Annotated in this window: 25 protein-coding genes; 11 read left to right on the top strand and 14 right to left on the bottom strand. The window is 70.2% G+C overall.

What is annotated here, in order from left to right:
* The first annotated feature begins 15 nt into the window (after window positions 1–15).
* Together JJ691_RS46115 and JJ691_RS46110 are read left to right on the top strand one after the other, a co-directional pair.
* On the top strand, window positions 16–828 hold the full coding sequence (locus tag JJ691_RS46115; RefSeq protein ID WP_249227460.1) for a carbohydrate ABC transporter permease: 813 nt from the start codon (window positions 16–18) through the stop codon (window positions 826–828).
* Window positions 829–848: 20 nt separating this feature from the next.
* On the top strand, window positions 849–2240 hold the full coding sequence (locus tag JJ691_RS46110; RefSeq protein ID WP_211765699.1) for an ABC transporter substrate-binding protein: 1392 nt from the start codon (window positions 849–851) through the stop codon (window positions 2238–2240).
* 139 nt (window positions 2241–2379) lie between these two features.
* Here JJ691_RS46110 and sthA read toward each other — a convergent pair whose 3' ends face one another.
* Window positions 2380–3783 (bottom strand): Si-specific NAD(P)(+) transhydrogenase, encoded by a 1404-nt coding sequence (sthA, locus tag JJ691_RS46105; protein WP_249227459.1) that lies wholly within the window; start codon window positions 3781–3783, stop codon window positions 2380–2382.
* 76 nt (window positions 3784–3859) lie between these two features.
* Between sthA and JJ691_RS46100 the strand changes: the two genes are divergently transcribed.
* From JJ691_RS46100 to JJ691_RS46090, 3 genes are all read left to right on the top strand, one after another.
* The gene (locus tag JJ691_RS46100) at window positions 3860–4657 is read left to right on the top strand and encodes an alpha/beta fold hydrolase (RefSeq protein WP_211765697.1); all 798 of its coding nucleotides are present in this window, start codon (window positions 3860–3862) and stop codon (window positions 4655–4657) included.
* Window position 4658: 1 nt separating this feature from the next.
* Window positions 4659–5213 (top strand): TetR-like C-terminal domain-containing protein, encoded by a 555-nt coding sequence (locus JJ691_RS46095; RefSeq protein ID WP_211765696.1) that lies wholly within the window; start codon window positions 4659–4661, stop codon window positions 5211–5213.
* A 181-nt stretch (window positions 5214–5394) separates the two neighbouring features.
* Entirely contained in the window at window positions 5395–6786 is a 1392-nt protein-coding gene (locus tag JJ691_RS46090; RefSeq protein ID WP_211765695.1) for a hypothetical protein, read from the top strand.
* 34 nt (window positions 6787–6820) lie between these two features.
* On the opposite strand, the gene recG is transcribed toward JJ691_RS46090, so the two are convergent.
* On the bottom strand, window positions 6821–8986 hold the full coding sequence (recG, locus tag JJ691_RS46085; RefSeq protein ID WP_211765694.1) for an ATP-dependent DNA helicase RecG: 2166 nt from the start codon (window positions 8984–8986) through the stop codon (window positions 6821–6823).
* Between the two features lie 70 nt (window positions 8987–9056).
* On the opposite strand from recG, the gene JJ691_RS46080 reads away from it, so the two are divergent.
* Window positions 9057–9665, top strand: a complete 609-nt coding sequence (locus JJ691_RS46080; protein ID WP_211765693.1) for a TetR/AcrR family transcriptional regulator — start codon at window positions 9057–9059, stop codon at window positions 9663–9665.
* Here the strand turns inward: JJ691_RS46080 and JJ691_RS46075 are convergent.
* Entirely contained in the window at window positions 9654–10832 is a 1179-nt protein-coding gene (locus JJ691_RS46075; RefSeq protein WP_211765692.1) for a Glu/Leu/Phe/Val dehydrogenase dimerization domain-containing protein, read from the bottom strand. The genes JJ691_RS46080 and JJ691_RS46075 overlap by 12 nt on opposite strands.
* 252 nt (window positions 10833–11084) lie before the next feature.
* Window positions 11085–12671 carry a DAK2 domain-containing protein gene (locus JJ691_RS46070; RefSeq protein WP_211765691.1) on the bottom strand — a complete coding sequence of 529 codons (1587 nt, stop codon included), beginning with the start codon at window positions 12669–12671 and terminating at the stop codon, window positions 11085–11087.
* Window positions 12672–12861: 190 nt separating this feature from the next.
* Between JJ691_RS46070 and rpmB the strand changes: the two genes are divergently transcribed.
* A complete protein-coding gene (gene rpmB / locus JJ691_RS46065; RefSeq protein ID WP_043722728.1) occupies window positions 12862–13053 on the top strand; it encodes a 50S ribosomal protein L28 in 192 nt (63 codons plus the stop codon).
* 247 nt (window positions 13054–13300) lie between these two features.
* Here rpmB and JJ691_RS46060 read toward each other — a convergent pair whose 3' ends face one another.
* Window positions 13301–14278, bottom strand: coding sequence for a bile acid:sodium symporter family protein (locus tag JJ691_RS46060; protein ID WP_211765690.1), 978 nt, complete (start codon window positions 14276–14278; stop codon window positions 13301–13303).
* A 117-nt stretch (window positions 14279–14395) separates the two neighbouring features.
* Between JJ691_RS46060 and JJ691_RS46055 the strand changes: the two genes are divergently transcribed.
* Window positions 14396–14608 carry a DUF2277 domain-containing protein gene (locus JJ691_RS46055; protein WP_211765689.1) on the top strand — a complete coding sequence of 71 codons (213 nt, stop codon included), beginning with the start codon at window positions 14396–14398 and terminating at the stop codon, window positions 14606–14608.
* Here the strand turns inward: JJ691_RS46055 and JJ691_RS46050 are convergent.
* From JJ691_RS46050 to JJ691_RS46015, 8 genes are all read right to left on the bottom strand, one after another.
* Window positions 14605–15285 carry a hypothetical protein gene (locus tag JJ691_RS46050; protein ID WP_211765688.1) on the bottom strand — a complete coding sequence of 227 codons (681 nt, stop codon included), beginning with the start codon at window positions 15283–15285 and terminating at the stop codon, window positions 14605–14607. The two genes, JJ691_RS46055 and JJ691_RS46050, sit on opposite strands and share 4 nt — an antisense overlap.
* Before the next feature lie 26 nt (window positions 15286–15311).
* Window positions 15312–15953: a hypothetical protein gene (locus tag JJ691_RS46045; protein ID WP_211765687.1), complete on the bottom strand. Its 642-nt coding sequence runs from the start codon at window positions 15951–15953 to the stop codon at window positions 15312–15314.
* On the bottom strand, window positions 15950–16627 hold the full coding sequence (locus JJ691_RS46040) for a uracil-DNA glycosylase (RefSeq protein WP_211765686.1): 678 nt from the start codon (window positions 16625–16627) through the stop codon (window positions 15950–15952). The genes JJ691_RS46045 and JJ691_RS46040 overlap by 4 nt, the downstream gene beginning before the upstream one ends.
* Window positions 16628–16793: 166 nt before the next feature.
* The gene (locus JJ691_RS46035; RefSeq protein WP_211765685.1) at window positions 16794–17771 is read right to left on the bottom strand and encodes a bile acid:sodium symporter family protein; all 978 of its coding nucleotides are present in this window, start codon (window positions 17769–17771) and stop codon (window positions 16794–16796) included.
* A complete protein-coding gene (locus tag JJ691_RS46030; RefSeq protein WP_211765684.1) occupies window positions 17752–18624 on the bottom strand; it encodes an isocitrate lyase/PEP mutase family protein in 873 nt (290 codons plus the stop codon). The genes JJ691_RS46035 and JJ691_RS46030 overlap by 20 nt, the downstream gene beginning before the upstream one ends.
* 411 nt (window positions 18625–19035) lie before the next feature.
* Complete coding sequence (locus tag JJ691_RS46025; protein WP_211765683.1) at window positions 19036–19881, bottom strand: hypothetical protein; 846 nt, start codon at window positions 19879–19881, stop codon at window positions 19036–19038.
* Between the two features lie 119 nt (window positions 19882–20000).
* A complete protein-coding gene (locus JJ691_RS46020; RefSeq protein WP_211765682.1) occupies window positions 20001–20522 on the bottom strand; it encodes a gamma carbonic anhydrase family protein in 522 nt (173 codons plus the stop codon).
* A 42-nt stretch (window positions 20523–20564) separates the two neighbouring features.
* Window positions 20565–21530, bottom strand: a complete 966-nt coding sequence (locus JJ691_RS46015; RefSeq protein WP_211765681.1) for a thiamine-phosphate kinase — start codon at window positions 21528–21530, stop codon at window positions 20565–20567.
* Between the two features lie 96 nt (window positions 21531–21626).
* Here JJ691_RS46015 and JJ691_RS46010 point away from each other — a divergent pair, with 96 nt between their 5' ends.
* The 3 genes from JJ691_RS46010 (at window position 21627) to JJ691_RS46000 (ending at window position 23142) form a co-directional block, all read left to right on the top strand.
* Window positions 21627–21860 (top strand): Lrp/AsnC family transcriptional regulator, encoded by a 234-nt coding sequence (locus JJ691_RS46010; RefSeq protein WP_184865781.1) that lies wholly within the window; start codon window positions 21627–21629, stop codon window positions 21858–21860.
* A gap of 12 nt (window positions 21861–21872) precedes the next feature.
* The gene (locus tag JJ691_RS46005; protein ID WP_211765680.1) at window positions 21873–22436 is read left to right on the top strand and encodes a DUF3515 domain-containing protein; all 564 of its coding nucleotides are present in this window, start codon (window positions 21873–21875) and stop codon (window positions 22434–22436) included.
* A 76-nt stretch (window positions 22437–22512) separates the two neighbouring features.
* Window positions 22513–23142 carry a hypothetical protein gene (locus JJ691_RS46000; protein WP_211765679.1) on the top strand — a complete coding sequence of 210 codons (630 nt, stop codon included), beginning with the start codon at window positions 22513–22515 and terminating at the stop codon, window positions 23140–23142.
* Here JJ691_RS46000 and pdxR read toward each other — a convergent pair.
* Complete coding sequence (gene pdxR / locus JJ691_RS45995; protein WP_211765678.1) at window positions 23073–24458, bottom strand: MocR-like pyridoxine biosynthesis transcription factor PdxR; 1386 nt, start codon at window positions 24456–24458, stop codon at window positions 23073–23075. The genes JJ691_RS46000 and pdxR overlap by 70 nt on opposite strands.
* Window positions 24459–24487: the final 29 nt, after the last annotated feature.

Raw genomic sequence — 24487 nt, 5'->3', positions numbered from 1 at the left:
AACCGACCTGGTCGCGTGACCAGCACCTTCACCTACGTCTGGCTCGTGGCGGCGGCGGTCGTGCTGCTGTTCCCGGTGCTGCTGACCGTGCTCGGCGGCTTCCTGCCGTCGGTGGACCTGCTGCGCCAGCCGCCCAACCTGCTGGGCCACTACACCGTGGACAGCTATCTCGGCGCGCTTCGGCAGACGGTGGTGCCGTTGCTGCCGGCGTTCGGCAACTCGCTGTTCGTCGGCCTGGTCATCATGGGCGCGCACCTGGTGACCTCGTGCCTGGCCGCGTACGCGCTGGTGTTCCTGCGGACCCCGCTGCGCAAGCCGCTGTTCTGGCTGTTCCTGGCCACGATCATGGTGCCGTACGAGGCGATCGTGGTGCCCAACGCGCTGTTCGTGCGCAGCCTGGGCATCGGCGACAGCGCGGTCGCCCTGGTGCTTCCGTTCCTGGCCAACGGATTCGGCGTGTTCCTGCTGCGGCAGGCGTTCCTGCAGTTCCCGGGCGAGCTGCGGGACGCGGCCACCATCGACGGCTGCGGGCACTTCCGCTTCCTGTTCACGATTCTGCTGCCTGGTTGCCGGCCGGCCATCGCCGCGCTGGCCGTCTGGTCGTTCCTGCAGGGCTGGAACATGTACTTCTGGCCCCTGATCATCTCGTCCACCAACAACTCGCTGAACACCCTGCAGACCGCGGTGTTCGCCCTGCGCAGCAACGACAGCGCCGATCCGGGCCTGTTGCTGGCCGGCATCACGATCACGCTGCTGCCGACCCTGCTGCTTGTCCTGTTCGGCCAGCGCTGGCTGGTCCGCGGCTTCACGGCCGGGGCCGTGAAGTGACCTATCAAGGGAGAACTCAGGTGCGTACCAAGTTGGGGCTGGTGGCCGTGGCGGTCGCCGCGGCCACCGCCGTCACCGCGTGCAGCTCGGCCGCGAGCTCCGGCTCCTCGTCGAGCGGCGGCGGCGACCTGTCCGCGCCGGCCGCCAGCGCACTGGACGGCAAGGGCGAAACCGACATCACGTTCTGGCACGCGATGACCGGCACCAACGGCGAGACGCTGAAGAAGCTCACCGACAAGTTCAACGCGGCCAACCAGGGCAAGATCAAGGTCACGCTGGCCTTCAAGAACAACTACGACGACACGCTGTCGGCGTACAAGAACGCGCTCAAGGGCGGCGAGCTGCCCGACCTGCTCCAGGTGTACGACATCGGCACCCAGTTCATGATCGACTCCAAGGCCACCGTGCCGGCCCAGTCGTTCATCGACGTCGACAAGTACGACGTGAGCGACATCCAGCCCAACATCGCCGGCTACTACTCGGTCGGCGGCAAGCTGTACTCGATGCCGTTCAACACCTCGATGCCGCTGCTGTACATCAACAAGGACGCCTTCACCAAGGCCGGCCTGGACCCGAACAAGCCGCCGACCACGCTGGACGAGATCAAGGCCGACGCCGAGAAGCTGACCGTCAAGGACGCCAGCGGCAACGTCAGCCAGTACGGCTTCGGGGCCTCGCTCTACGGCTGGTTCCTGGAGCAGTGGACCGCCGTGGCCGGCGCCCAGTACTGCAATCCGGACAACGGCCGCAACGGCCGGGCCACCGACGTCAACTTCGCCACCGACAACAACGTCAAGCTGCTGACCTGGTGGAAGTCCATGGTCGACCAGGGCCTGGCGCTGAAGCTGGACAGCGACACCAAGAACGGCGACTCGGCCTTCGTGGCCGGCAAGGACGCCATCACCCTGGAGTCCACCGGCTCGCTGGGCGACTTCACCAAGGCCGGCTTCCAGGTCGGCACCGGCTTCTACCCGAAGATCAACGCCACCGACAACGCCGGCCCGATCATCGGCGGCGCGTCGCTGTGGATCGTCGGCAAGGGCAAGGACGACGCCCACAAGCGCGCGTCCTGGGAGTTCGTGAAGTTCCTGGAGAGCAAGGACTCCCAGGCCACCTGGCACACCTCCACCGGCTACTTCCCGGTCAGCAAGGCCGCGCTGGACACCGACGTGGACAAGCAGTGGGTGGCCAGCAAGCCGCAGTTCCAGACGGCGATCACCCAGCTGAACAACACCAAGCTGAGCACCGCCACCCAGGGCTGCCTGTTCGGTGTGATGCCGCAGGTGCGCAAGGCGGCCGAGAACGCCATGCAGGCCGCGGTCCTGCAGGGCAAGGACCCCAAGCAGGCCCTCACCGACGCGGCCTCGTCCCTGGCCCAGCCCATCAAGGACTACAACGACTCGGTGAAGTGACCCGGAACGGGACTCGTCGGCGGCAGCACCCCCACCCCCGGCGAGTCCCGCTCTCAAGCAAGCGAGTCCCGCTCTCAGGCAACCATGCGTCGAGTTCCGAACTCGACATTCAGTTGCCCGAGAGCGGGACTCGCGGGTTTCAGTGGGAGAGCTGCTCGATCTGGCGGATCTTGTTCATCGCGTCCAGGGCCGCCACCTTGTAGGACTCGGCCAGGGTCGGGTAGTTGAACACCGCGTCGACCAGGTAGTCGACCGTGCCGCCGCAGCCCATCACCGCCTGCCCGATGTGCACCAGCTCGGTGGCCCCGGTGCCGAACACGTGCACGCCCAGCAGCGACCGGTCCTCCGGCGACACCAGCAGCTTGAGCACGCCGTAGGAGTCGCCGATGATCTGGCCGCGGGCCAGCTCCCGGTACCGGGACACGCCGACCTCGAACGGGATGCGCTCGCTGGTCAGCTGGTCCTCGGTCTTCCCGATGAAGCTGATCTCCGGAATGGTGTAGATGCCGATCGGCTGCAGCGAGGACATCGCCTGCACCGGCTCGCCGCACGCGTGGTACGCCGCCAGCCGGCCCTGCTCCATCGACGTCGCGGCCAGCGCCGGAAAGCCGATCACGTCGCCGACCGCGTAGATGTGCGGCACCGAGGTGCGGAAGTACTCGTCCACCTCGATGCGGCCGCGCTTGTCGGCGGCCAGGCCGGCCTTGTCCAGTTGCAGCGTCTCGGTCATGCCCTGCCGGCCGGCCGAGTACATGACCACCTCGGCCGGGATCTTCTTGCCGCTCTCCAGCACGGCGATCGCGCCGCGCTCGTGCCGCTCCACCGCGGCCACCGTCTCCCGGAACCGGAACGTCACGGCCAGGTCCCGCAGGTGGTACTTGAGCGCCTCGACGACCTCGCCGTCGCAGAAGTCCAGCATCCGCTCCCGCGACTCGACCACGGTGACCTTGGTGCCCAGCGCCGCGAACATCGACGCGTACTCGATGCCGATCACGCCGGCCCCGACCACGATCATCGACTGCGGCACCCGCTCCAGGGCCAGGATGCCGTCCGAGTCGATGATGGTGCTGCCGTCGAAGTCCACAGTGGACGGTCGCGCCGGCGCGGTGCCGGTGGCGATCACGATCTTGTCGGCGCTGACCGTCAGCTCCCGGCCGCTGCCGTCGACCACCTCCACGGTGTGCTCGTCCACGAAGTGCCCCATGCCGGGCAGCATCGCGACGTGGTTGCGGGTGAGCTGACTGCGGATCACCTCCACCTCGCGGCCGATCACATGGTTGGTGCGGGCCAGCAGGTCGGAGACGGTGATGTCCTCCTTGACCTGGTAGCTCGCGCCGTACATCTCGCGCTGGTTGAGTCCGGTCAGGTAGAGAACCGCCTCCCGCAGTGTCTTGGACGGGATCGTGCCGGTCTGGATGCACACCCCGCCCACCATGTCCCGCCGCTCCACGACGGCGGCCTTCCTGCCGAGCTTGGCCGTCGCGATGGCGGCCTTCTGCCCGCCGGGGCCGGACCCCAGCACCAGCACATCGAAGTCGCGCACGCGGCAAGTCTGCCCCTTGACAGCGCAAGCTAACGCCATTAGCTTTTTGGCTACACCAATTAGCTAGGAGGCAGTGATGAACACCCGGTACCTCGACGTGAACGGCGGGCGGATCGCGTACGACGAGCAGGGCCCGGCCGACGGCCAACTCGTGCTCTGCCTGCACGGATTGGGCGAAACGCGCCGGACCTACCGGTTCCTGGCGCCGCTACTGGCGGCGGCCGGATACCGAGTCGTGACCACCGACATGCGGGGCTGCGGCGAGTCCTCGGCCCAGTTCACCGACTACAGCCCGGAAACCGTCGGCGCCGACGCGGTCGCGCTGTTGCGCCACCTGGGCCGGCCGGCGGTCCTGATCGGACACTCCTACACCGGGGCCTCGGCCGTGTGGGTCGCCACCGAGACGCCGGAGCTGATCCGCGGCGTGGTGCTGCTCGACTCGTTCGTGCGGGACGCGAAGATGAACCCGGTCGTGGCCCAGCTGGCCAAGCTCATCAGCCGCAGCGCCGCGCTGTGGGGCATGTACTACAAGACCCTCTACCCGGTGCGGAAGCCGGCCGACTTCGACGCCTACGTCGCCGAGCTGAAGGCGTCGCTGCGCCGGCCGGGGCACCTGGCCGCGCTCACCGCGATGATGGGCGGCTCGCGGGCCGACAGCGCCGCCCGGGTGTCCAAGGTGATCGCCCCGGCGCTGGTTGTCATGGGCACCAAGGACTCCGACTTCCCCGACCCGGCCGCCGAGGCGCGCTGGATCGCCGACACCCTCGGCGGCCCGGCCCGGATTGAGATGATCGACGGCGCCGGCCACTACCCGATGGCCGACAGCGTCGACGCCACCGCCGACGTGATCACCGCATTCCTCAAGGAGGTCTGACATGCCCAGGGTCGGCCTGTCCCCCGACGCGGTCGTCGACGCCGCCGTCGCCGTGATCGACGCCGACGGCCCCGACGCGCTCAGCCTGGCCGCCGTGGCCAGCCGGACCGGCGTCGCCACCCCGTCGCTGTACAAGCACGTGTCCAGCCTGGACGCGCTGCGCGGGCTGGTGCAGCTGCGGGTGCTCACCGAACTGGGGGACGCGCTGGCCGAGGCGGTGCTGGGCCGCAGCACCGACGACGCGCTGCGGGCGTTGATGGACACCTATCGGGACTACGCCGTCACGCACCCCAACCGGTACACCGCGCTGCCACAGCACACGCGCCCCGAGCCGGAGCTGGCGGCGGCCAGCAACCGAGTGATCGAGGTGGTCTTCGCCGTGCTGCGCGGCTACGGGCTCGAGGGCTCCGCCGTCATCCACGCCACTCGGTGCGTGCGGGCCGCCATGCACGGCTTCGCGTCGCTGCAGATCTCCGGCGGCTTCCGGCTGGCCGAGGAAATCGACGAGAGCCACCGACTGCTGGTGGACCTGGTCGCCGCCGGCCTGCGGCCCTGAACCCGTTGCCAGCACAGGCGAAGGCGCACTACGTTCGGATCCGAATTCTGGCCCCTACCCGTCAAAGTCGTGAACCAAACCACTCGTTTGGGTCTTTTCCCCGACATGGTGAGGCGAACGTCACGTTTCAAGGTCATCTAGCCCCTAACATCGGTTTTTCGGCCGCTGAAGGGAGCACTGCATGGCCACTTCATCGGACTTCCCCGGCATCACCCGGCGCGGCGCGCTACGCACCGCTGGAGCGCTGGCCGCCGCCCTGCCGGTGGTCGCCGCCGGAACCGGCGTCGCGTTCGCCAAGCCGCCGCCGCTGCCCATCGGTCCAGCCATTCCCCCGGGCCGATCGGTCACCCTCACCCCGATCGTGTCCCAGGACCAGTTCCCGGTCGGCGCGCTGTGGCCGCCGCCGCCGAGCCAGACCACCCAGGCCCGGTTGCAGGAGATGAAGGACGCCGGCATCAACTTCTTCATCACCGGCAACTACCTGGACGACGGCTACATCGTCACCCGCGCGCTCGGCTTGGCCGATGCCATCGGCGGCCTGCACGTCATCGTGCGCGACGACCACGACATCGCCAACATGGCCTACTGGTTCACCATCACCGACGACCGGTCGGTGCCGATGTCCATCAGCACCAGCGACGCCGTCGTGATGGCCAACCGCGCCTTCGGCACCTACGCCTCGCACCCGTCCTTCGCCGGCTTCTCCCTGTTGGAGGACACCGAACCCTGGTCGTACGACCGGCTCAACGCCACCGTCACCGCGCTGCGCGCCGCCAATCCGTACTACCTGCGCTACAGCAACCTGCCGCCCGGCACCGGCGCCGGCTACCAGGCCAACGTCGTCCAGTACGCCGGCAGGGTCGGCGCCCAGATGCTGTCGTTCGACCGGTATCCCATGCTGGCCGACGGCTCCAACGATCCCGACTACGTCAACAACTGGGCCGACATGCGCACCGCCGCCGCCCAGATCGGGCTGCCGGTGTGGGGCTACATCCAGACCTGCGGCTTCGACGGGCACCGCTCGCCCAGCTACAACGACATCGCCTGGCAGGTCAACACCAGCCTCGCCTACGGGGCCAGGGGCGTGCAGTACTTCACCTACTGGACCCCGACTCCCGAGCGGGGCGGCAACTTCCAGCCGGCGATGATCGACCCGCTCGGCCGCAGGACCCAGCACTACTACGACGTGCAGGACATCAACACCGGCACGCTGGCCGGGCTCGGCAACAAGCTGCGGGCCATGACCTCGGAATCCGTCACCCACGCCAACGAGTCCGCGGCCCCGGCCCGCGCCGTCCGCTTCGGCCCCGACAACTACGTCACCGAGACCTCCGGCAGCGCCGTGGTCCTCAGCCGCTTCGTGGACAAGGCCGGCGACCGCTGGCTGCTGGTCGTCAACCGCTCCCACACCGCCGCCGCCAAGGCCACCGTGCGCCTGCGCTCCTCCTCGGTGGCCCGGGTCAACCAGTTCGACGCCAGGACCCGCAAGCTATCGGCCCAGCGCGACGCCGGCGGGCTCTCGGTGTCCCTGCGCCCCGGCGCGTCCACGCTGTACCAGCTGAGCAAGCACTGACCTCCGGGCTGGCCCACACCGAGCCGGGTGTGGGTCAGCTCTTCTCCAGGTATTCGGCCCGGCCGGCGTCCACCACCTCGCGCACCATCTGCGCGAGGCCGGGGTGCTCGGCCAGGTCGGGGTCGTCGCCGACGACGGACTGGGCCTCCTGCCGGGCCTCCTCGATGACGTCGAGGTCGTCGAGCAGGGACAGCATCTTCAGGCCGGACTTCACGCCGGACTGGGCGGCGCCCAGGATGTCGCCCTCGCGGCGCAGCTCCAGGTCCATCTGGGCCAGCTCGAAGCCGTCGAGGGTGTCGGCGACAGCCTGCAGCCGCTGCATGGTGGCGGTGCCGACGGGCACCTCGGAGACCAGCAGGCACAGGCCGGCGGCGCTGCCCCGGCCGACCCGGCCGCGCAGCTGGTGCAGCTGGCTGACGCCGAAGCGGTCCGCGTCCATGATCACCATGACGGTGGCGTTCGGCACGTTCACGCCGACCTCGATCACCGTGGTGGCCACCAGCACCTGCACGTCGCCGGCGGCGAAGGCGCGCATCACGGCGTCCTTGTCCTCGGGCGGCATCTTGCCGTGCAGCATCTCCACCCGCAGGCCCTTGAGCGCGCCGCCGGCCAGCTTGGGCAGCACGTCCATGACGGCCAGCGGCGGCCGTTGGTCGGAGCCGCCCTTGGGCTCGGCGTCCTCGTCGTCGCCGATACGCGGGCACACCACGTAGGCCTGGTGGCCGGCGGCGACCTCCTCGCGGATCCGCTCCCAGGCCCGGCCCAGCCACGCCGGCTTCTCCGCGACCGGCACCACCGAGCTGGTGATCGGCGACCGGCCCTGCGGCAGCTCACGCAGCGCCGACACCTCAAGATCGCCGTAGACCGTCATGGCGACCGTGCGCGGGATCGGCGTCGCGGTCATGACCAGCACGTGCGGGCTGACGCCCTCCCCCGACTTGCCGCGCAGCGCGTCCCGCTGCTCCACGCCGAACCGGTGCTGCTCGTCGACGACGACAAAACCCAGCTCCGCGAACGACACCTTGTCCTGGATCAGGGCGTGCGTGCCGACCACGATGCCGGCCGCGCCGGACGCGATGTCCAGCATCGCCTGCCGGCGTTGGGCGGTGTTCATCGAGCCGGTCAGCAGCACCACCCGGGTCGCCTGGTCCGGCGCGCCCAGTTCGCCGGCCGTCGCCAGGTCCCCGAGCATGTCCCGCAGCGAGCGGGCGTGCTGGGCCGCCAGCACTTCGGTCGGGGCCAGCATCGCCGCCTGCTTGCCGGCGTCCACCACCTGGAGCATGCCGCGCAGCGCCACCAGCGTCTTGCCCGAGCCGACCTCGCCCTGCAGCAGCCGGTTCATCGGGTGCGTGCCGCCGAGCTCGTCGGCGATCACCTCGCCGATCTCGCGCTGGCCGTTGGTCAGCTGGAACGGCAGCCGCCGGTCGAACTCGTCCAGCAGGCCCTCGTGCCGCCGCGGGCTCGGCCGGGCCGGCCGGGCCGCCGCCGACTTGCGGCGCTGGGCCAGGGCCAGCTGGATCGACAGCGCCTCGTCCCACTTCAGCCGGCGCCTCGCCTCGTCGATCATCTCCTGGCTGTCCGGCAGGTGGATCAGCTTGAGCGCCGACATCAGGTCGAGCAGGTTGTGCCGCTTGATCAGCTCGCCCGGCAGCGGGTCGACCACGCCGTCCCACACGGCGATGACCTGTTCCACGCAGCGGGCGATGCTCCACGTCGGCAGGCCGTGCACCGCCGGGTAGACCGGGATCAGCCTGCGGGCGAAGGACGCCGCCGCCTGCTCGTCGTCCTGGTCGTCGAGCAGCTGGAACTCGGGGTGGGCCAGCTGCATGGTCTTGTTGAACTTGCTGACCTTGCCGGCGAACAGGCCGCGCTTGCCCGGCACCAGCTTGTTCAGGTCCCGGATCTTCTGGCTGAAGAACACCAGGCTCAGCGGCCGCGTGCCGTCGGTGACGGTCACCTCGGTCATCGTGCCGCGGCGGGTGCGCATCGGCTTCTTGACCACCTTGGCCACATCCGCCAGCACCGTGACGTGCTCGTCCAGCTCCAGGCTCGCGATCGAGGTCAGGCGGCCGCGCTCGTCGTAGCGGCGCGGGTAGTGCCGCAGCAGGTCGCCGACCGTGCTCAGGCCCAGCCCTTCCGCCAGGGCGTCCGCGGTCTTGCGGCCCAGCAGCGGTTCCAGGGAGTCGTCGATGGCAGTCATCGGGTGCTATTCAACCCCGTACCCCTGACAACGCTAATCTGGCCGCCCGTCGAACCCGAGGAGTAGCCAGATGCCGCGCCCCAGCGTCGAGGCCGAGCGACGGGCGCAGATCCTCCGCGCCACCTGTCAGGTCATCGCCGAGGCCGGTCTGCGCAACATGCGGATCTCCGACGTCGCTCGGTTGGCCGGGGTGTCCGGCGGGACCGTGCACTACTACTTCGACACCAAGCAGGACCTGGCCCGGGCCGCCTTCGAGGACTGCTTCGAGCGTTCCCTGGAACGCCGCCGCTGGCTGCTCGACTCCCGGGCCGACGCCCTGACCCGCCTGCGCCAGATCGTCGACTCCTACGTGCCCGGCACGCCCGAAACCATCGAGGCCTGGCGGGTCTGGGTCGAGCTCTGGGCCGAAAGCGCCCGCTCCCCCCGCCTGCGTGAGCTCAACGAGCGCCTCTACGGCGACTGGCGGCGCATCGTCGCCGACATCATCCGCGACGGCCAGACCCGCGGCCAGCTCGCCGACGGCGATCCGCTGGAGCTGGCCAACATGCTCGTCGGCATGATCGACGGCCTCGCCGTGCAGGTCCTGGCCGGCTCCCACAGCCTCACCGCCGGCCGGATGCGCACCACCTGCCTGGCCTTCGTCGACACCGTGCTGGCCGGTGAGCGCTCACGCCGCTGAGCCGAACTTGGCGTCGATGTCACGGACGGCCAGGTCGGCGATGCGGGCGGCGGCGGCGCGGGGGGTGATGGCGGCGCTGTCGGCCTCGCCCAGGACGGCGGCGACCAGGCGGCGCATGGCGGCGCGGATCTTGGTGAAGGCGCTGTCGGAGTCGGGCTGGACGTCACCGAACAGGGTCCACCACCACCAGGTGCTGCTGGCCGAGTTGGCGACGACGTCGGGGATGACGATGGCTCCCCGCTGCACGAGCCGGCGCTCGGCCTCGGGCAGCACCGGCATGTTGGCGGCCTCGACGACCACCCTGGCCCGCACCTGGTCGACGTTGCGCTCGTCGACGGCGTACGAGAAGGCGGCGGGCACGAGGACCTCGGCGTCGACGTCGAGCCAGTGGTCACCGGATAAGAGGTGGTCACCGGGGGCGAGGTCGTCGCGGTCGAAGGTGCCGTGGGAGTCCCGACCGCGCAGCAGGCGTTCGACGTCGAGACCGTCCTGGTTGGCCACGATGCCCTTCACGTCGGCGATGCCGACGACCCGCACCCCGGCCTCGGCGAGGAACCGGGCGCTGGCGCCGCCGATGGCGCCGAAGCCCTGGACAAACGCCCGCACACCGGCGGCGGGCAGGGCGAGCCGGTCAAGGGCGGCCAGGGCGGCCTCGGCGACACCGCAGCCGCCGACGAGCTCGTCGAGCTTGATGCCACCGACCTGGACCTGGGAAGCCTTGCGCAGCCGGGCCCGCGCGGCCCGCTCGTCGTCCAGCAGCGGGTAGACCGCCTGGATCGACGAGGAGAAGCCGAGTTCGGCGAGCACCTTGTCGATCGTGGACTGTCGCAGCCCGAGATCCTCGCCCATGGTCCAGAACCGCTCGACGTAGGGCCGCATCGCGGTCAGGTACCGCCGCAGCACGTCGGTCGCCCGCGGGTCGTAGGGATCCCAGTCGATGCCGCCTTTCGCGCCGCCCAACGGGATGTAGCGACCGGACGGGTCGTAGTTCAGCGCCTCCCGCACGGACGTGCCGGCGGCCAGCCCGCGCACCTCGTCCAGGGTGCAGCCCGCCCGCATCCGCAGCCCGCCACTGCTCACGCCGCGCACCAGCCGGTCGATCACGAGATAGCCGTGGCAGCCGGTCACGGGGTCGGTCCAGGTGACCTGAAGGTAGGGTTCGCGCACCTGGCCACCTCCTCGCTGGTGACGTGCGGATATGCAGGTACCGCACAGTTGACCCGACAGCTGACTGATGTGTCAATCAACGCACTCCGACCGCAACCGAGGCGTCAGCTGCCAGACACCAAAGCGAGGCCACGGGTGGTGAGGCGGCGGCGACAATACGTGCCCGCACACCCCCGACGGTCGCGCACAGTGATCACACAATGACCCATTGAGTCCACTGTGGACAATCCGAAGAGAACCGTCCACACAGGACTATTCGACGCCGATGAGCGCCACCGTCTCGGCCTGGCCGCCGGGATATCCGGTCACTTCCGCCTCGGGATGGCTCAGCCGCAGGTGCCGGCCCAGCTCCTCGTCCAGGCCGGCCGGCGCGTCCGCCCCGGCGAAGACGGTGACCAACTCGCCGCCGGCGTCCAGCATCCGGTCGACCAGCCGGCAGGCGGCGGCGACCAGATCGGCCGGCGCGGGCTCGATGAGCACCACCTCGCCGTCGATCAGGCCGAGCGCGTCCCCCGGCTGGCAGCGGCCGACCCAGGTGATGGCCTCGCGCCGGGCGATGACCAGCTCGCCCCGCCGGGTCGCGGCGGCGGCCTCGGCCATCGCGACGACGTCGTCGCCGGACCGCCGGCTCGGATCGTGCACGGCCAGCGCGGCCAGGCCCTGCACCGGCGACACGGTCGGCACGACCACGACGTCACGGCCGTCGCCCTCGGCCCGCTCGGCCGCCTCGGCGACCAGGCCGGCCAGCGTGCTGTCGTTGGGCAGCACCACAACCTGGGCCGCGCCGGTCTCGGCCAGCACGTCGAGCAGATCGGTGACGGCCGGCTCACGCCCGGGCCGCCGTTCGAGCACGGTCGCCCCCTCGGCCCGGAACAGCTCGGCGGCCCCGTCACCAGCCACGATGGCGACCACGGCCCGATCCCGCTCGAAGCGGGCCTTCTGGTCGGCGAAGCGGGTGACGGTGATCCGGTGCGGACGGCCGTTCTCGATGCCGGCCTCGATCGCCGCGCCGATGTCGTCGCAGTGCACGTGGACCGACCACAGCCCGTGCCCGTCGCCGGCCACCACCACGCTGTCGCCGAGCTCGGCCAGCCGGTCCCGCAGCACCGGCTCGTCGGCCAGACCGTCGAGCAGGTACATCACCTCGTACTCGAACCCGCTGCTCTCGTGGACCAAGGCGGCCTTGGCCGCACTCATCAGGGGCAGGTCGTGTTCGACGTCGCGTTCGACGCGCTCCGCGACCACCATCGCCAACGAGTCGAGCAGCACCAGCAGGCCCCGGCCGCCGGCGTCCACCACGCCGCGTTCGGCCAGCACGGCCAGTTGGCGCGGGGTGTCCGCAAGCGCTTGCGCGGCGGCCTTCACCGCCGCGGTCGCCACCTCGTCCAGCAGGTCGGAGCCACAGTCCTCGGCGGCGTCGGCAGCGGCCGTGAGCACGGACAACACGGTGCCGACGGCCGGCTTCGACACGGCGGCGGTGGCCAGTTCGTCGGCCCGGCGCAGCGCCGACCGCAGCGCGGCCCCGCTGACCGTGCGAGCGCCCTCCCAGCTCTCGGCCAGCCCGCGCAGCACCTGCGAGAGGATCACGCCCGAGTTGCCGCGGGCCCCCGCCACCGCCCCCTTGGCCAGGGCCGACACCGCCGTGCCAACGGCGTCGGCCGGGTCGCGGACCAGGGCGTCCAGCGCCGACCGCATGGTGTGCAGCAGGTTCGTGCCGGTGTCCCCGTCGGCGACCGGGAACACGTTGATCCGGTCGATCGCCTCGCGGTCCGCGTCCAGGGCGCGCACGACGGCCGCCGCCCACCGGCGGACCGCGTCGGCATCCAGCGCCTGAAGCACGTCCGGCCCCTCCTCTCCCAGCCCTCCGCGGCGAGGGTAGCGGGGCCGGTTTGGAGCGGCGCCGGATCACCGGTTACCCTGTCCAGGTTGCTCTGGTCCGTGATTGGCCCGGATCAGCGCGTCCGTACCGGTGGCAACGATCGGTCGGATGCCACCTGAGGACTCGTAATTACTTGAAGGAGTGTCTGACATGGCTGCCGTCTGCGACGTCTGCGGCAAGGGGCCGGGCTTCGGCATGTCGGTCTCGCACTCGCACCGCCGGACCAACCGTCGGTGGAACCCGAACATCCAGTCGGTGCGCGCCAAGGTCGCGCCCGGCCAGCGTGCCCGGGTCAACGTGTGCACCTCCTGCCTGAAGGCGGGCAAGGTCGTCCGCGGCTGAGACCGAGAGTCAGACAGGCCGGGGAGGACTTCGTCCTCCCCGGTCTGTCTTCTGTGTTCGACTAAGGGCGGCAGGCCGGGGAAGACTTCATCCTCCCCGGCCTGTCTTCTGTGTTCGACTAAGGGCGGGCCGAAAGGCCGCGTGGGACCTTGTCCCGCGCGGCCTTTCGCTGTGTCTGTCGATGCGCGGCGCCTGCACGGCAAAGGGCCGAGGGATGTCGGTCCCTCGGCCCTTTGTCGCGTCCTGATCAGGCCACCAACGCGGGTTCCGGACCGAGCGCGGTGGTCCGGGCGAAGCGTTGGGCCAGCCAGGCGCAGACCATGAGCTGGATCTGGTGGAACAGCATCAGCGGCAGCACGATCAGGCCGACGCTCTGCCCGGCGAACAGCACGCTGGCCATCGGCAGGCCGCTGGCCAGGGACTTCTTCGAGCCGCAGAACATGATCGTGATCCGGTCCTCGCGGGAGAAGCCGAGCGCCTTCGGCCCGAACCAGGTGACCGCCAGCACCAGCGCCAGCAGCACCAGGTTCACACCGACCAGCACCAGCAGGCTCGTCACCGAGAGCTGGCCCCAGATACCGGCCACCACGCCCTCACTGAACGCGGTGTAGACGACCAGCAGCACCGAACCGCGGTCGACCAGCCCCAGTACTGCCTTGTGCCGGGCGACAAAGCCGGCCAGCCAGCGCCGGGACAGCTGCCCCAGCACGAACGGCAGCAGCAGCTGCACCATGATGTCGCCGACCGCGCCGGCCGAGAAGCCGCCGCCGTTGGTGGTGAGCAGCGCGCCGACCAGCAGCGGCGTGAGCACGATGCCCACCAGGTTGGAGAACGAGGCACTGCAGATCGCCGCCGACACGTTGCCGCGGGCGATCGACGTGAACGCGATCGACGACTGCACCGTCGACGGCAGGCAGCAGACGTAGAGCAGGCCGATGTAGAGGTCCGGCGAGATCACGCCCGGCACCAGCACCCTCAGCGCCAGCCCGAGCAGCGGGAACAACACAAACGTCGCGGCGAACACGATGCCGTGCAGCCGCCAGTGCTTGATGCCGGCCAACGCCTCGCGTGGCGACAGGCGGATGCCGTACAGGAAGAACAGCAGGCCGATCGCCACCGTCGTCGCGTTGCCGAACACCGGTACCCACAGTCCCCGCGCCGGCAGCAGGGACGCGAGGGCGACGGTGCCCAGGATGGCCACGATGTAGGGGTCGATTCGACGCATGCCCCCAGCATCGCCGCCGCCCGGCCATTCGGAAACACGCTAACCGCTCTGACTGTGTTCACGAAACGCGATAGCGGCCGCACTGATGTCTTTGGGCGAGGTCGCACAATGGACGCCATGTGCCGAAGCATCAAGACCCTGCGCCCGCCGTTCACCGACCACGTCACCGACGCCGACGTCCGCGCCGCCGCCCTCCAGTACGTCCGCAAACTCTCCGGCTTCCGCCAGCCCGCCGCCCACAACGCCGCCGCCTTCAACCAGGCCGTCGAAGCCGTCGCCGCCGCGACCGCGGAACTGTTGTCGTCCCTGGAGGTTCGCGGCCCGCACTAACCGCGCTTCAACCTCCGCACCGCGACCAGCACCACCAGTGCACAGAAGACGAGCGCGAACGGCACTCCTGATGGGCCGCCATCGGTGCTGGGCTGCGGCTGCTGACCAAGGCCGGTGATCCCCGCCCCGCCGAAGATGACGATGACGCAGATGAGTGCCGGCGCGCCCGATGAGTCGAGACGTTTGAACGCGAGCCGGTCCAAAGACGCCAGCATGAACATGCCCAGCGACAGATCACTGTGGCGGCGCGTGACCAACCACCACATCAGCCCAGTCAAACCCACGATCGCCAAGCCGATCACTAGGCTGGCCAGGCGCGCCCCGACCGAGCCGTCTCCGACGACGCTCATGGCGATGCCGCCGGGAACCACGGCCAACAAGAAGATCGGCGCGAAACTGAGCAGCCACTCGCCGACCGCGCGCGGCCACTTCCGCCGGGCGCGGACGGGCACGGCATGCGAGACGGCTGCTGGCATGGCCGGCGGCGGGATGAAAGGCTGCGACCGGGCCGGCGGTGTCGGGGCCGTGCCGTGGTAGTGAAAGTGGTTGTGGATGCCTCCGGCGACGTCTCCCGTCTGGAACAGCGCGCCGTGCACTTCGCCGGTCACCTGGTTGTCGGTGCCGTAGTTCAGCCGCCGGGCGTCTTCGCCAGACGGCCCCGGTCTTCCACTGGTCATGCCAGTGCAGGGTACGCCGGAAAGCACTACTTCTTGTGGGATCGGCGCACCACCCGCAAGATGCTCAGCGCCGCGATGTCGGTGAACAGCAGGGCGAGCACGATGCCGTCGCGCTGGGGATAGCCGTCCCAGAGTGACGGCGGCCAGGCCAGCACGGCGGCGGTCAGGAGCAGGGTCAGGACGGCGAGGGCGGCCAAAGCCGGCGACTGGGCGTCGCGGAGGACCTTTGGGGTGCAGCGCTCGATCAGCTGCTTGCGGCGGGACAGGACCGCGAGCAAGACGAACGGGGCCAGCGCGGCGAGTACCGCGAGCACCCGAAACAGCAAGGACTGGTGGTACACGACCAAGATCGAGGCGAGGCTGCCGAACAGGACGGCGACGATCAGGTGCGGCACGAACGGGAGGAGTTGCCGGATCGGACTCTGCGGCGGCTCGGGCCGCGGTGCCAACTCGGGTTGCGGTGTCGGCACGGGCGGCGGTGTCGGGGCCGGCGGGGTGACGACGTTGAGGTTTTCGACGTGGACGATATTCCCGTGCACGTCCCGAATCTGGTACACCGTGCCGGAGTTGTCGCCGTCGACCTGGTTCTTCGTCTCCCCCGACTCCGGTGACGCCTCCTCCGCCTCCGGTAATTCCTCCTCCAGCTCCGGTAACTCCTCCTCGGTCACGGCAGCTTCCAGTCGATGGGTTGCGCGCCCTGGCGGGCGAGCAGGTCGTTGGCGCGGCTGAACGGGCGGGAGCCGAAGAAGCCGCGGTCCGCCGACATGGGGCTGGGGTGGGCGGACTCGATGCACGGCACGCCCGAAAGGAGCGGGGCGAGGCTGCGGGCGTTGCTGCCCCAGAGGATGGCGACCAGCGGGGTCCGGCGGGCGTGCAGGGCGCGGATGGCCTGCTCGGTGACTTCCTCCCAGCCCTTGCCCTTGTGCGAGTTGGGCCGGCCGGGGGCGACGGTGAGGGACCGGTTGAGCAGCAGCACACCCTGCTCGGCCCACGGCGACAGATCGCCGTTGGACGGCCGCGGCAGGCCCAGGTCGGACTCCATCTCGGTGTAGATGTTGGCCAGGCTGCGGGGAACGGGCCGCACCTCGGGCGCGACGGAGAAGCTGAGGCCGACGGCGTGGCCGGGGGTGGGGTACGGGTCCTGGCCGACGATGAGCACCCGCACGTCGGCGAAGGGCTGCTTGAAGGCCCGCAGCACGTTCTCGCCGGCCGGCAGGTAGGTGCGGCCGGCAGCCACCTCGGACCGTAGGAAATCGCCCATCGTGGCGATGCGCTCGGCGACGGGGGCCAGCGCCTCCGCCCAGCCGGTTTCGACAACTTCGGTCAACGGACGGGTAACCATGGCCCGAACTGTATCGGCCGCCACCGACACTTCCGGCAGCAGTGACGCCACATGCGCTTCCTATGTGGCATCAGACGCCACATAGGAAGCGCATGTGGGGAAAAGGGAGTGGGCCGGGTGGGCGGACCGTGGCCAGGACAGGACCCCGAGGACCGCCCACCCGACTTCAGGCGCTGGCGAGCGCGACGGCCTCCTTGCGGGCGCCGTACCGTCGCGCGAGCCAAGCGCACACCATGAGCTGCAACTGATGGAAGAGCATCAGCGGCAGGACGGCCAAGCCGACGGTGGCCGCGGGGAACAGCACCGTTCCCATGGGCAGACCGCTGGCCAGGGACTTCTTGGAACCGCAGAAGACGATGGCGATCTCGTCCTCGGTGCAGAACTTCAGCCGCCGGGCGGCGAAGGTGGTCACGACCATGACAACAGCCAGCAGCACGGCGTTGACGACCAACAGGACCGCCAGCGACACCCACGAGAGCCGTCCCCAGATGCCGGCGACGACGCCCTCGCTGAAGGCGGCGTAGACGACCAACAGGATGGATCCCCGGTCCACGTAGCCGAGCACCTTCTTGTGCTTGGTGATGAAGCCGCCGATCCACCGCCGCAGCAGCTGACCGGCGATGAAGGGCGCCAGCAGCTGCACCATGATGTCGCGGATGGCGCCGAAGGAGACGCCGCCGGCACCGGTGAACAGGAACAGCGTGACCAGCAGCGGCGTGAGCACGATGCCGATCAGGTTGGAGAACGAGGCGCTGCAGATCGCGGCGGCGACGTTGCCGCGGGCGATCGAGGTGAACGCGATCGAGGACTGCACGGTGGAGGGCAGGCAGCACAGGAACATCAGCCCGGTCCACAGCTCCGGGGTCAGCGCCCACGGCACCAGCAGCCGACACAGCAGGCCCAGCAACGGAAACAGGACGAACGTGGCCAGGAAGACCAGGCCGTGCAGCCGCCAGTGCTTGAGGCCGTCGATCGCCTCACGGGTGGAAAGCCTTGCCCCGTAAAGGAAAAACAGCAGGCCGATGGCGATCGTCGTCGCGTGGCCGAAGCCGGTGGCCACCGCCCCGCTCGCCGGGAGCAGCGAGGCGACGGCCACCGTCACCAGCAGTGCGACGATGTAGGGATCAACCCGCAACCGGGACACTGACGCGGTCCTGCTTGGCGTGGTGCCGGGAGATGTTGCGCTCCATGAGCTCGATGGAGGCGGCCACGCCGACGTCGCCGTCCTTCACCTCGGGCAGCCGGCCGTCGTTGGCCCGCAACTCCAGCAGCGCGTTGTCGATGGCGGTGTGCGCGGCGAACAGGCACGGCGTGGAGTAGATCGCCACGTTGACGCCGAGGTCCTCCAGCTCGCTCAGCGACAGCCGCGGCGACTTGCCGCCGGCGATCTGGTTGAACAGCAGCGGCTTGTCGCCGATCACGTCGCGCACCTTGGTGATCCAGTCGACGCTGCGCACGCCGTCGACCAGCAGCACGTCGGCGTCGGTCTGGGCCAGCGCCTCGGCCCGGCGCAGGATCTCCGACTCCTCCGTGGCGTCGGTGCGGGCGACGACCACCAGGTCGCGGCGGGTCTCCAGGACCAGGTTGAGCTTCTCCAGATACTCCTCCAACGGGAGGATCTGCTTGCCGTCGACGTGGCCGCAGCGGCGCGGCCGCTTCTGGTCCTCCAGGATCACGCCGGAGGCGCCGATGCGCTCCAGGTTCTCCACCACGTGGCAGGCGACCTCGGGGTCGACGTAGCCGTCGTCGATGTCCACGAGCAGGTGCTGCTGGGGAAAGGCCAGCCGCAGCCGCTGCACGAAGTTGACCATGTCGGGCCACGCGATGAACCCGATGTCCGGGAGTCCGTAGTAGGACGCCGCGAAACCGAATCCGGAGATGAACATGCCGCCATAGTGCTGTGCGGCCAACGACGCGGAGAACATGTCGAACACGCCGATGAGCGGCGTGATGCTGTCGCCCTGAATGTCGCGGCGCAGAGCGCTGCCGTAGGTCATGCGTAAACCCCTTTGAATGAGCGAAGACGTCTCATTGCCCCACAGTGAGATGCATTCGAACCGCGAAGGTCAAGAGAACATTACCTTGACCGTCCATCACGACGGTAGTGACCCAAGATCGGGACTACCAGCGTCCAATCGGGCAAAACTCGCACATGAGCGTCACTCACAGTAGCTAGTCGCCACTCTTATGCAGTAACGATCAACCCGTCGCTACCAGCAGGCGAAGCCGCTCAATGGGCTACAGTAAAATCTTGGTAAAACGTATGAGTGAGGTGGAACACCGATTGGACTCATCGGGTTCCGGGGATCACCTGGTCGGCGACGTCGCCAATCCGATACCCACGGTAAAACGCGCCCGATCGGCGTTACCATCGTCCGACCGAGTGACTCTCATGTCTACTCAGAGTGTCAGCGGAGCCGACCACTCACTCGGGTGAGCACAACGGCCGGCCAATCTGCGCCGTAAAGAAGTATTTCGACGTCACCGGGCGCTGCCGGATCCATACGCCACTTCTGCCGGACCGCCACCAGCGAGGCCAGCGGCCGGGTGGCCAGCCGGCGCGCGGACCATGGCAGCCGGGCGTGGGCCAGCAGGGCGCCGTCGTCGGGATCGGCCAACACGACACGGGTCCAGTCGCCGCGCACCGGCAGCAGCCGCACGTCCGTCCAATCAGGACCGTCCTGCAGCCACTTGACCGCCGTCGAGGTCTTGCCCCGCAGTCGCAGCGGGGCCAGCACCGGAGCCGTCGGGCCGGGAGCCTGGAACACGTGGCCGAACTGTCGCGGGCGCAAGAACTTGCGGCCCTTCGGCTGATACGGCAGTGACAACGGCAGCACCTGCTCGTTGCCGTCGAGCACGAGCACGCAGTGCTGCCCGTGGTCGACGTCGCCGAGCAGCATCGCCGGCGCGGGCTCGCCGTCCACCCGCAGGCCACCGAGGTCGATGCCCTCGGGCACGCCGAACAGCTGGTTCACCGGACCGCCCTGCTCGGGACCGACGGAGATCTCCGGCATCGCCGGGCCGCCCGGGCTGTACCAGCGCATCTGGGCGTACACCCGGCGCTGCGGCTCGCGGTGCGCCACCAGGGAGATCAGCTCGTTGCGGCGGGGCTCGCGGGCGCTGTCGCCGCGGATCAGGGACAGGCCGGCCGCGCCGAGCGCGGCCGCCGAACCGACCAGCACCAGCCACAACGGCAGCCAGCCGGCCGCCACGGTGATCACCACGGACCCGACAACGCGTAACCACATGGGCACCCGGGAGTGGGTAATCGGCGGCGGCGCGTCAAATCGCGCCGGCAACACCAGCTCATCTGGTAACGCGTCGTCCTCGGCGGCGGCCACAACGCCCCTTTCCAGTGTCCCCCGGAAGGGTACTAGTCGAGGCGGCGAAGACCGTGGCGATACGCCCGCGCGTTGCCGACATAGAGTTCGACAATTCCCTTGGTCATGTCCTCGGGCACCTCGTGCCCCTCCCGGACGCGGGCCGGCACGCCCAGCGCCATCGACCGCGCGGGCACCACGCCGCCGAACGAGACCACCGCGCCGGCCCCGACCACCGCGCCGCCGCCGATGACGGAACCGTTGAGCACCACCGAACCCGAGGCGATCAGGCAGCCGTCCCCGACGGTCGCGCCCTCCACGTGCGCGTTGTGCCCGAGCACGCAGTCCGAGCCGATGATCGTCGGGTGGACCTGGGTGCAGTGCAGCACCGTGCCGTCCTGGACGCTGGTGCGCTCGCCGACGGTGATCGTGCCGTAGTCGCCGCGCAGCACGGCCCCCGGCCACACCGAGGAGTCGGCGCCGATGGTCACCGCGCCGATGACGGTGGCGTCGGGATGGACGTAGGCATCCGGGTGAATGGTGGGGGTCTTGTCACCCAATGCGTAGATCGCCACGGGCGGTTTCCTTTGCTGCCAGGGGTTCTTTGCGGCCAGAGGTCAACGCCAGTGCTCCCATCCCGAGGTGCCCTCGTACGGCCGGCCGTCCACGGTCACCCCGGCGCCGCGGCGCACGGTGCCGATGGTGGCCCAGCCGTCGGGCACGTCGGCCGGCTCGGGGAAGGTGGCGGCCAGGGCGTGGTCCTCGCCGCCGGTGAGCACCCAGTGGCGCGGGTTGGCGCCGAGCGCCGAGCCGACGTCGATCAGCCGCTGGTGCACCGGGAGCAGATCGGTGCGGATGTCGATCGCCACGCCCGAGGCCTCGGCGATGTGTCCGACATCACTGAGCAGTCCGTCGGAAATGTCCAGCATCGCCGACGCGCCCGCCTCGGCCGCCTGCGGCCCGGCCGCGTACGGCGGCTCCGGGGCCTGCTGCGCGCCGACGATGGCCACCGGCGACCGGAAGCCGCGGCCGAGCACCGCCAGCCCGGCGGCCGCCCAACCGAGCCTTCCACACACCGCCAGCACGTCGCCGGGGGCCGCGCCGGACCGGGTCACGGGGGCCAGTCCACGCATGTCGCCGAGGGCTGTAATGGAGATCACCAGGGTCGGGCAGCCGACCATGTCGCCACCGACCACCCCGGCGCCGGCCCGCCGGGCCTCGTCCCACAGCCCGTTGGTGATGCCGTCGACCAACGCGGCGGGCGTGTCGGCCGGGCAGGCCATGCCGACCAGCAGCGCCGTCGGGGTCGCGCCCATGGCCGCCACATCGGCCAGGTTCACCGCCGCCGCCTTGCGTCCGACCTGCTCGGGAGTCGACCAGTCGAGTCGGAAGTGAACACCCTCGACGAGCACGTCCGTGCTGGCCACCACCCGACCGTCGGGGGCGGCCACCACCGCGGCGTCGTCGCCGGGGCCGAGCAGGGTCGAGGAGGGCTGGGCGCGGCCGCGCGTGACCCTCCTGATGAGACCGAACTCACCCACTCCGGCGACCGTGTCCGCGTCTGGGGGCGGCTCCGGGCGCAAGATTGCCTCCGATCATGAGCAGTCGGAACCCCGACTGAGGTACGTTCTGGCCACGTTCCTACCCCGTGCCGGCTGATCGAGACGAAGGGGCGCGCCGTGGTCCACGCGTACATCCTGATCCAAACCGAGGTCGGAAAGGCGGCTGCGGTGGCAGCTGAGATCTCCGGCATACCCGGCGTCACCACGGCGGAGGACGTCACCGGCCCCTACGACGTGATCGTGCGCGCCGACGCCGACACCGTCGACCAGCTGGGACAGCTGGTGGTGGCCCGGATCCAGAACGTGGAGGGCATCACCCGGACCCTGACGTGTCCGGTCGTGCACCTGTGATGGAGTAGCGGGGTGAGCGTCACCCCGTCCAAGCCCGTGCTGGCCGCCGCGATCGGCCTGCCGGCGCTGCTCGCCGTCGTCGTGGCGGCGTTCGGCGTGATCGGCGGGTCGGCCGCGGCGCCGCCGCCGGCCCCCGGCGACGACAAGACCGGCCCACTGGCGCTGGTCAGCATCGACGCGCCGGACGCGGGCTCCAAGGCGTGCGACGACCTGGTCAAGGCGTTGCCGTCGCAGATCACCGACGCCGGGCAGCAGGTGCCGCGGCGCGAGTTGGCCAAGCCCGCGCCGCCGGCCACGGTGGCCTGGGGCGACTCCCAGCACGAGCCGATCGTGCTGCGCTGCGGCATGGGCCGGCCGCCCGAGCTGACCCAGACCGCCCAGCTCGGCACCGTGAACGACGTCCAGTGGCTGGACGTGGTCGGCGATGCCGGGACGTTGACGCACTACGTCGTGGACCGCTCGGTGTACGTCGCGCTGACCGAGTCCAAGGACGCCGGCACCGGGCCGGTGCAGGAGGTGTCGGCGGCGGTCAAGAAGGCCCTGCCGGCGCAGCCGGTCGCGCCCAACCCGGGCTGAGCCCGTACCGCGTCCCCGCCCCACCTAGGGGCGCTCACGGATGTTCGCCACCCGGCCGCGCCGCAGTGTTGGTGGCATGACGGCAAAGAGATGGCGACAACTGGCGCTATGGCTGCACGTTGTGTCGGGGGTGGGCTGGATGGCCCAGGCGCTGGCCCTGTTCAGCCTCATCACCTTCGGGCTGGCCGAGCCCGGTCAGGCGCCGGCGGCGATGGCCATGGCCGGCCGGATCGACATGACCCTGTTGGCGCAGATGGCCAACGTGTCCACGTTCACGGGCTTCATGCTGGCCGCCGCGACCGCGTGGGGCTTCTTCCGGCACTGGTGGGTGCTGGCCAAGTTCCTGATCTCCACCGCCCAGCTGTACATCGGGATCTTCGTGCTGTCGCCGACCCTGCGTGCTGGTGAGGCGTCGCCGGCGATGGCGGTCGGGGCGGCGCTGATGGCGAGCGCGATCGCCTTCCAGGCCTGGCTTTCCGTGGCCAAGCCATGGGGACGCACGCCGCTGTACAAGAAGGGGCCGACCGCGCCGGCGTGGGTGTTCGCGGCGACGACGCTGATCCCGTTGGCCGATCTGGTGATCGGCTACACGCTGGGTTTCCCGCTGCCGGCGCTGAGCGCGCTGTTCCTCGTCGGCTACGTGGCCAGCAGGTCGATGAGCGGTGGCAAGACGCTGATCAGCTGGTCCCGAGAGCAAGCGGTGTAGCCGATGGCCACGCCGTGCCAGCGAGGCGGTCCGGCGTGGCGACGCTCCAGCCCGTCGACCCGGACCCCGATCCGAGCGGCCCTCCGGACCACCTCCCGTTCCCGCTCCACCGACGGCAACAGCACCACCACGTGCGAGCCGGCGTCATCGCCGAGCACCGGAATCCCCGCCGCGCGAAGGCTTTCCACCACGAGCACCCGACGCTCGGACAGCTCCCGCCGCAGCCGGCGCAGGTGTCGGCCGAGGTCTCCGTTGCGGGCCAACTCGACCAGCACCCGCTGCCCCGACGGCGCGGGACCGATGCCGGTCAGCTCGCGATAGGCCAGCACCGCGCCGGCCACCTGCGGCGGCGCGACCAACCAGCCGGCGCCGAGTGTCGGGGTGAGGATCTTGCTGGTGGTGCCCAGGTGCACCACCACGTCCGGGGCCAGCGCGGCCAGCAGCGGCAGCGGGGCCACGTCGTAGCGGAGCTCGCCATCGTAGTCGTCCTCGATGATCAGCCAGCCCTCGCGGCGGGCCCGTTCCACCAGGGCGACGCGGCGGGCCGCCGGCAGCCGGCTGCCCAACGGGTACTGGTGGGCCGGCGAGCAGTAGACGGCCTTGATGCCGGACGGGATCTGCTCGACGAGGATGCCGTCGCGGTCCAGGGCCGCGGGCAGCACGTTGATGCCGCCGGCTTTGAACGCCTCGACCGCCCGCAGGTAGCCGGGTTCCTCGACGGCGACGGTGTCTCCGGGCCGGAACACGCTGATCGCCATCTCGGCGACGGCCGCGCTGGTGCCGCTGGTGGCCAGCACCGCCTCGGTCGCGAGCCCTCCTCGGATCGTCAGACCCCGATGCCGCAACAGGTGTTCGGCCACCGCCTCGCGGTACTCGGGCAGCCCCGGCGGATGGTGGCTCACCAGCGGGTCGGCGTCCGCGGCCGACCGCCACGCCCGACGCCACGCGGCCCGGTCCAGCCCACCGACCCACGGCCGGCCCAGCTCCAGGGAGACGACCTCCGGCTCGGGCCCGGCGGCGCGAGCCCGGTCGACCGGCTCCGGCGAGGTGCCGGGCGGCGTGGTCGTGACGTAGGTGCCGGAGCCGTGCCGGCCGGCGATCCAGCCTTCGGCCAACAGCTGGTCGTACGCCGCCGAGGTGACGGTCCGGCTGACCTTGAGGTGGCTGGCCAGTGTTCGGGTGGACGGCAGCCGGTCGCCGGCCCGCAGCTGGCCCGCGGCCGCCGCCGCGCGCAGGGCGTCGGCCAGCTGCACGGCCAGCGGCGTGCGGGCCTCCCGGTCCAGCCTGATCAGCAGCGCGTCGTCCGAGTCCGACAAAGTGGCCTTCTCAAATCGGGAAGTAGTGG

Source organism: Kutzneria sp. CA-103260 (assembly GCF_018263855.1).
Classification (GTDB): domain Bacteria; phylum Actinomycetota; class Actinomycetes; order Mycobacteriales; family Pseudonocardiaceae; genus Kutzneria.
The sequence above is the reverse complement of the archived record's forward strand: the minus strand, read 5'-3'. Positions and strand labels throughout refer to the sequence as shown.

Bases quoted from the DNA above. Each gene is read 5' to 3' on its own strand.
- JJ691_RS46090 (WP_211765695.1), top strand. From the start codon at position 5,395: ATGGCCACTTCATCGGACTTCCCCGGCATCACCCGGCGCGGCGCGCTA.
- JJ691_RS46095 (WP_211765696.1), top strand. From the start codon at position 4,659: ATGCCCAGGGTCGGCCTGTCCCCCGACGCGGTCGTCGACGCCGCCGTC.
- JJ691_RS46040 (WP_211765686.1), bottom strand. From the start codon at position 16,627: ATGGTTACCCGTCCGTTGACCGAAGTTGTCGAAACCGGCTGGGCGGAG.
- rpmB (WP_043722728.1), top strand. From the start codon at position 12,862: ATGGCTGCCGTCTGCGACGTCTGCGGCAAGGGGCCGGGCTTCGGCATG.
- JJ691_RS46050 (WP_211765688.1), bottom strand. From the start codon at position 15,285: ATGACCAGTGGAAGACCGGGGCCGTCTGGCGAAGACGCCCGGCGGCTG.
- JJ691_RS46080 (WP_211765693.1), top strand. From the start codon at position 9,057: ATGCCGCGCCCCAGCGTCGAGGCCGAGCGACGGGCGCAGATCCTCCGC.
- recG (WP_211765694.1), bottom strand. From the start codon at position 8,986: ATGACTGCCATCGACGACTCCCTGGAACCGCTGCTGGGCCGCAAGACC.
- JJ691_RS46030 (WP_211765684.1), bottom strand. From the start codon at position 18,624: ATGACCTACGGCAGCGCTCTGCGCCGCGACATTCAGGGCGACAGCATC.
- JJ691_RS46060 (WP_211765690.1), bottom strand. From the start codon at position 14,278: ATGCGTCGAATCGACCCCTACATCGTGGCCATCCTGGGCACCGTCGCC.
- JJ691_RS46100 (WP_211765697.1), top strand. From the start codon at position 3,860: ATGAACACCCGGTACCTCGACGTGAACGGCGGGCGGATCGCGTACGAC.
- JJ691_RS46000 (WP_211765679.1), top strand. From the start codon at position 22,513: ATGACGGCAAAGAGATGGCGACAACTGGCGCTATGGCTGCACGTTGTG.
- JJ691_RS46055 (WP_211765689.1), top strand. From the start codon at position 14,396: ATGTGCCGAAGCATCAAGACCCTGCGCCCGCCGTTCACCGACCACGTC.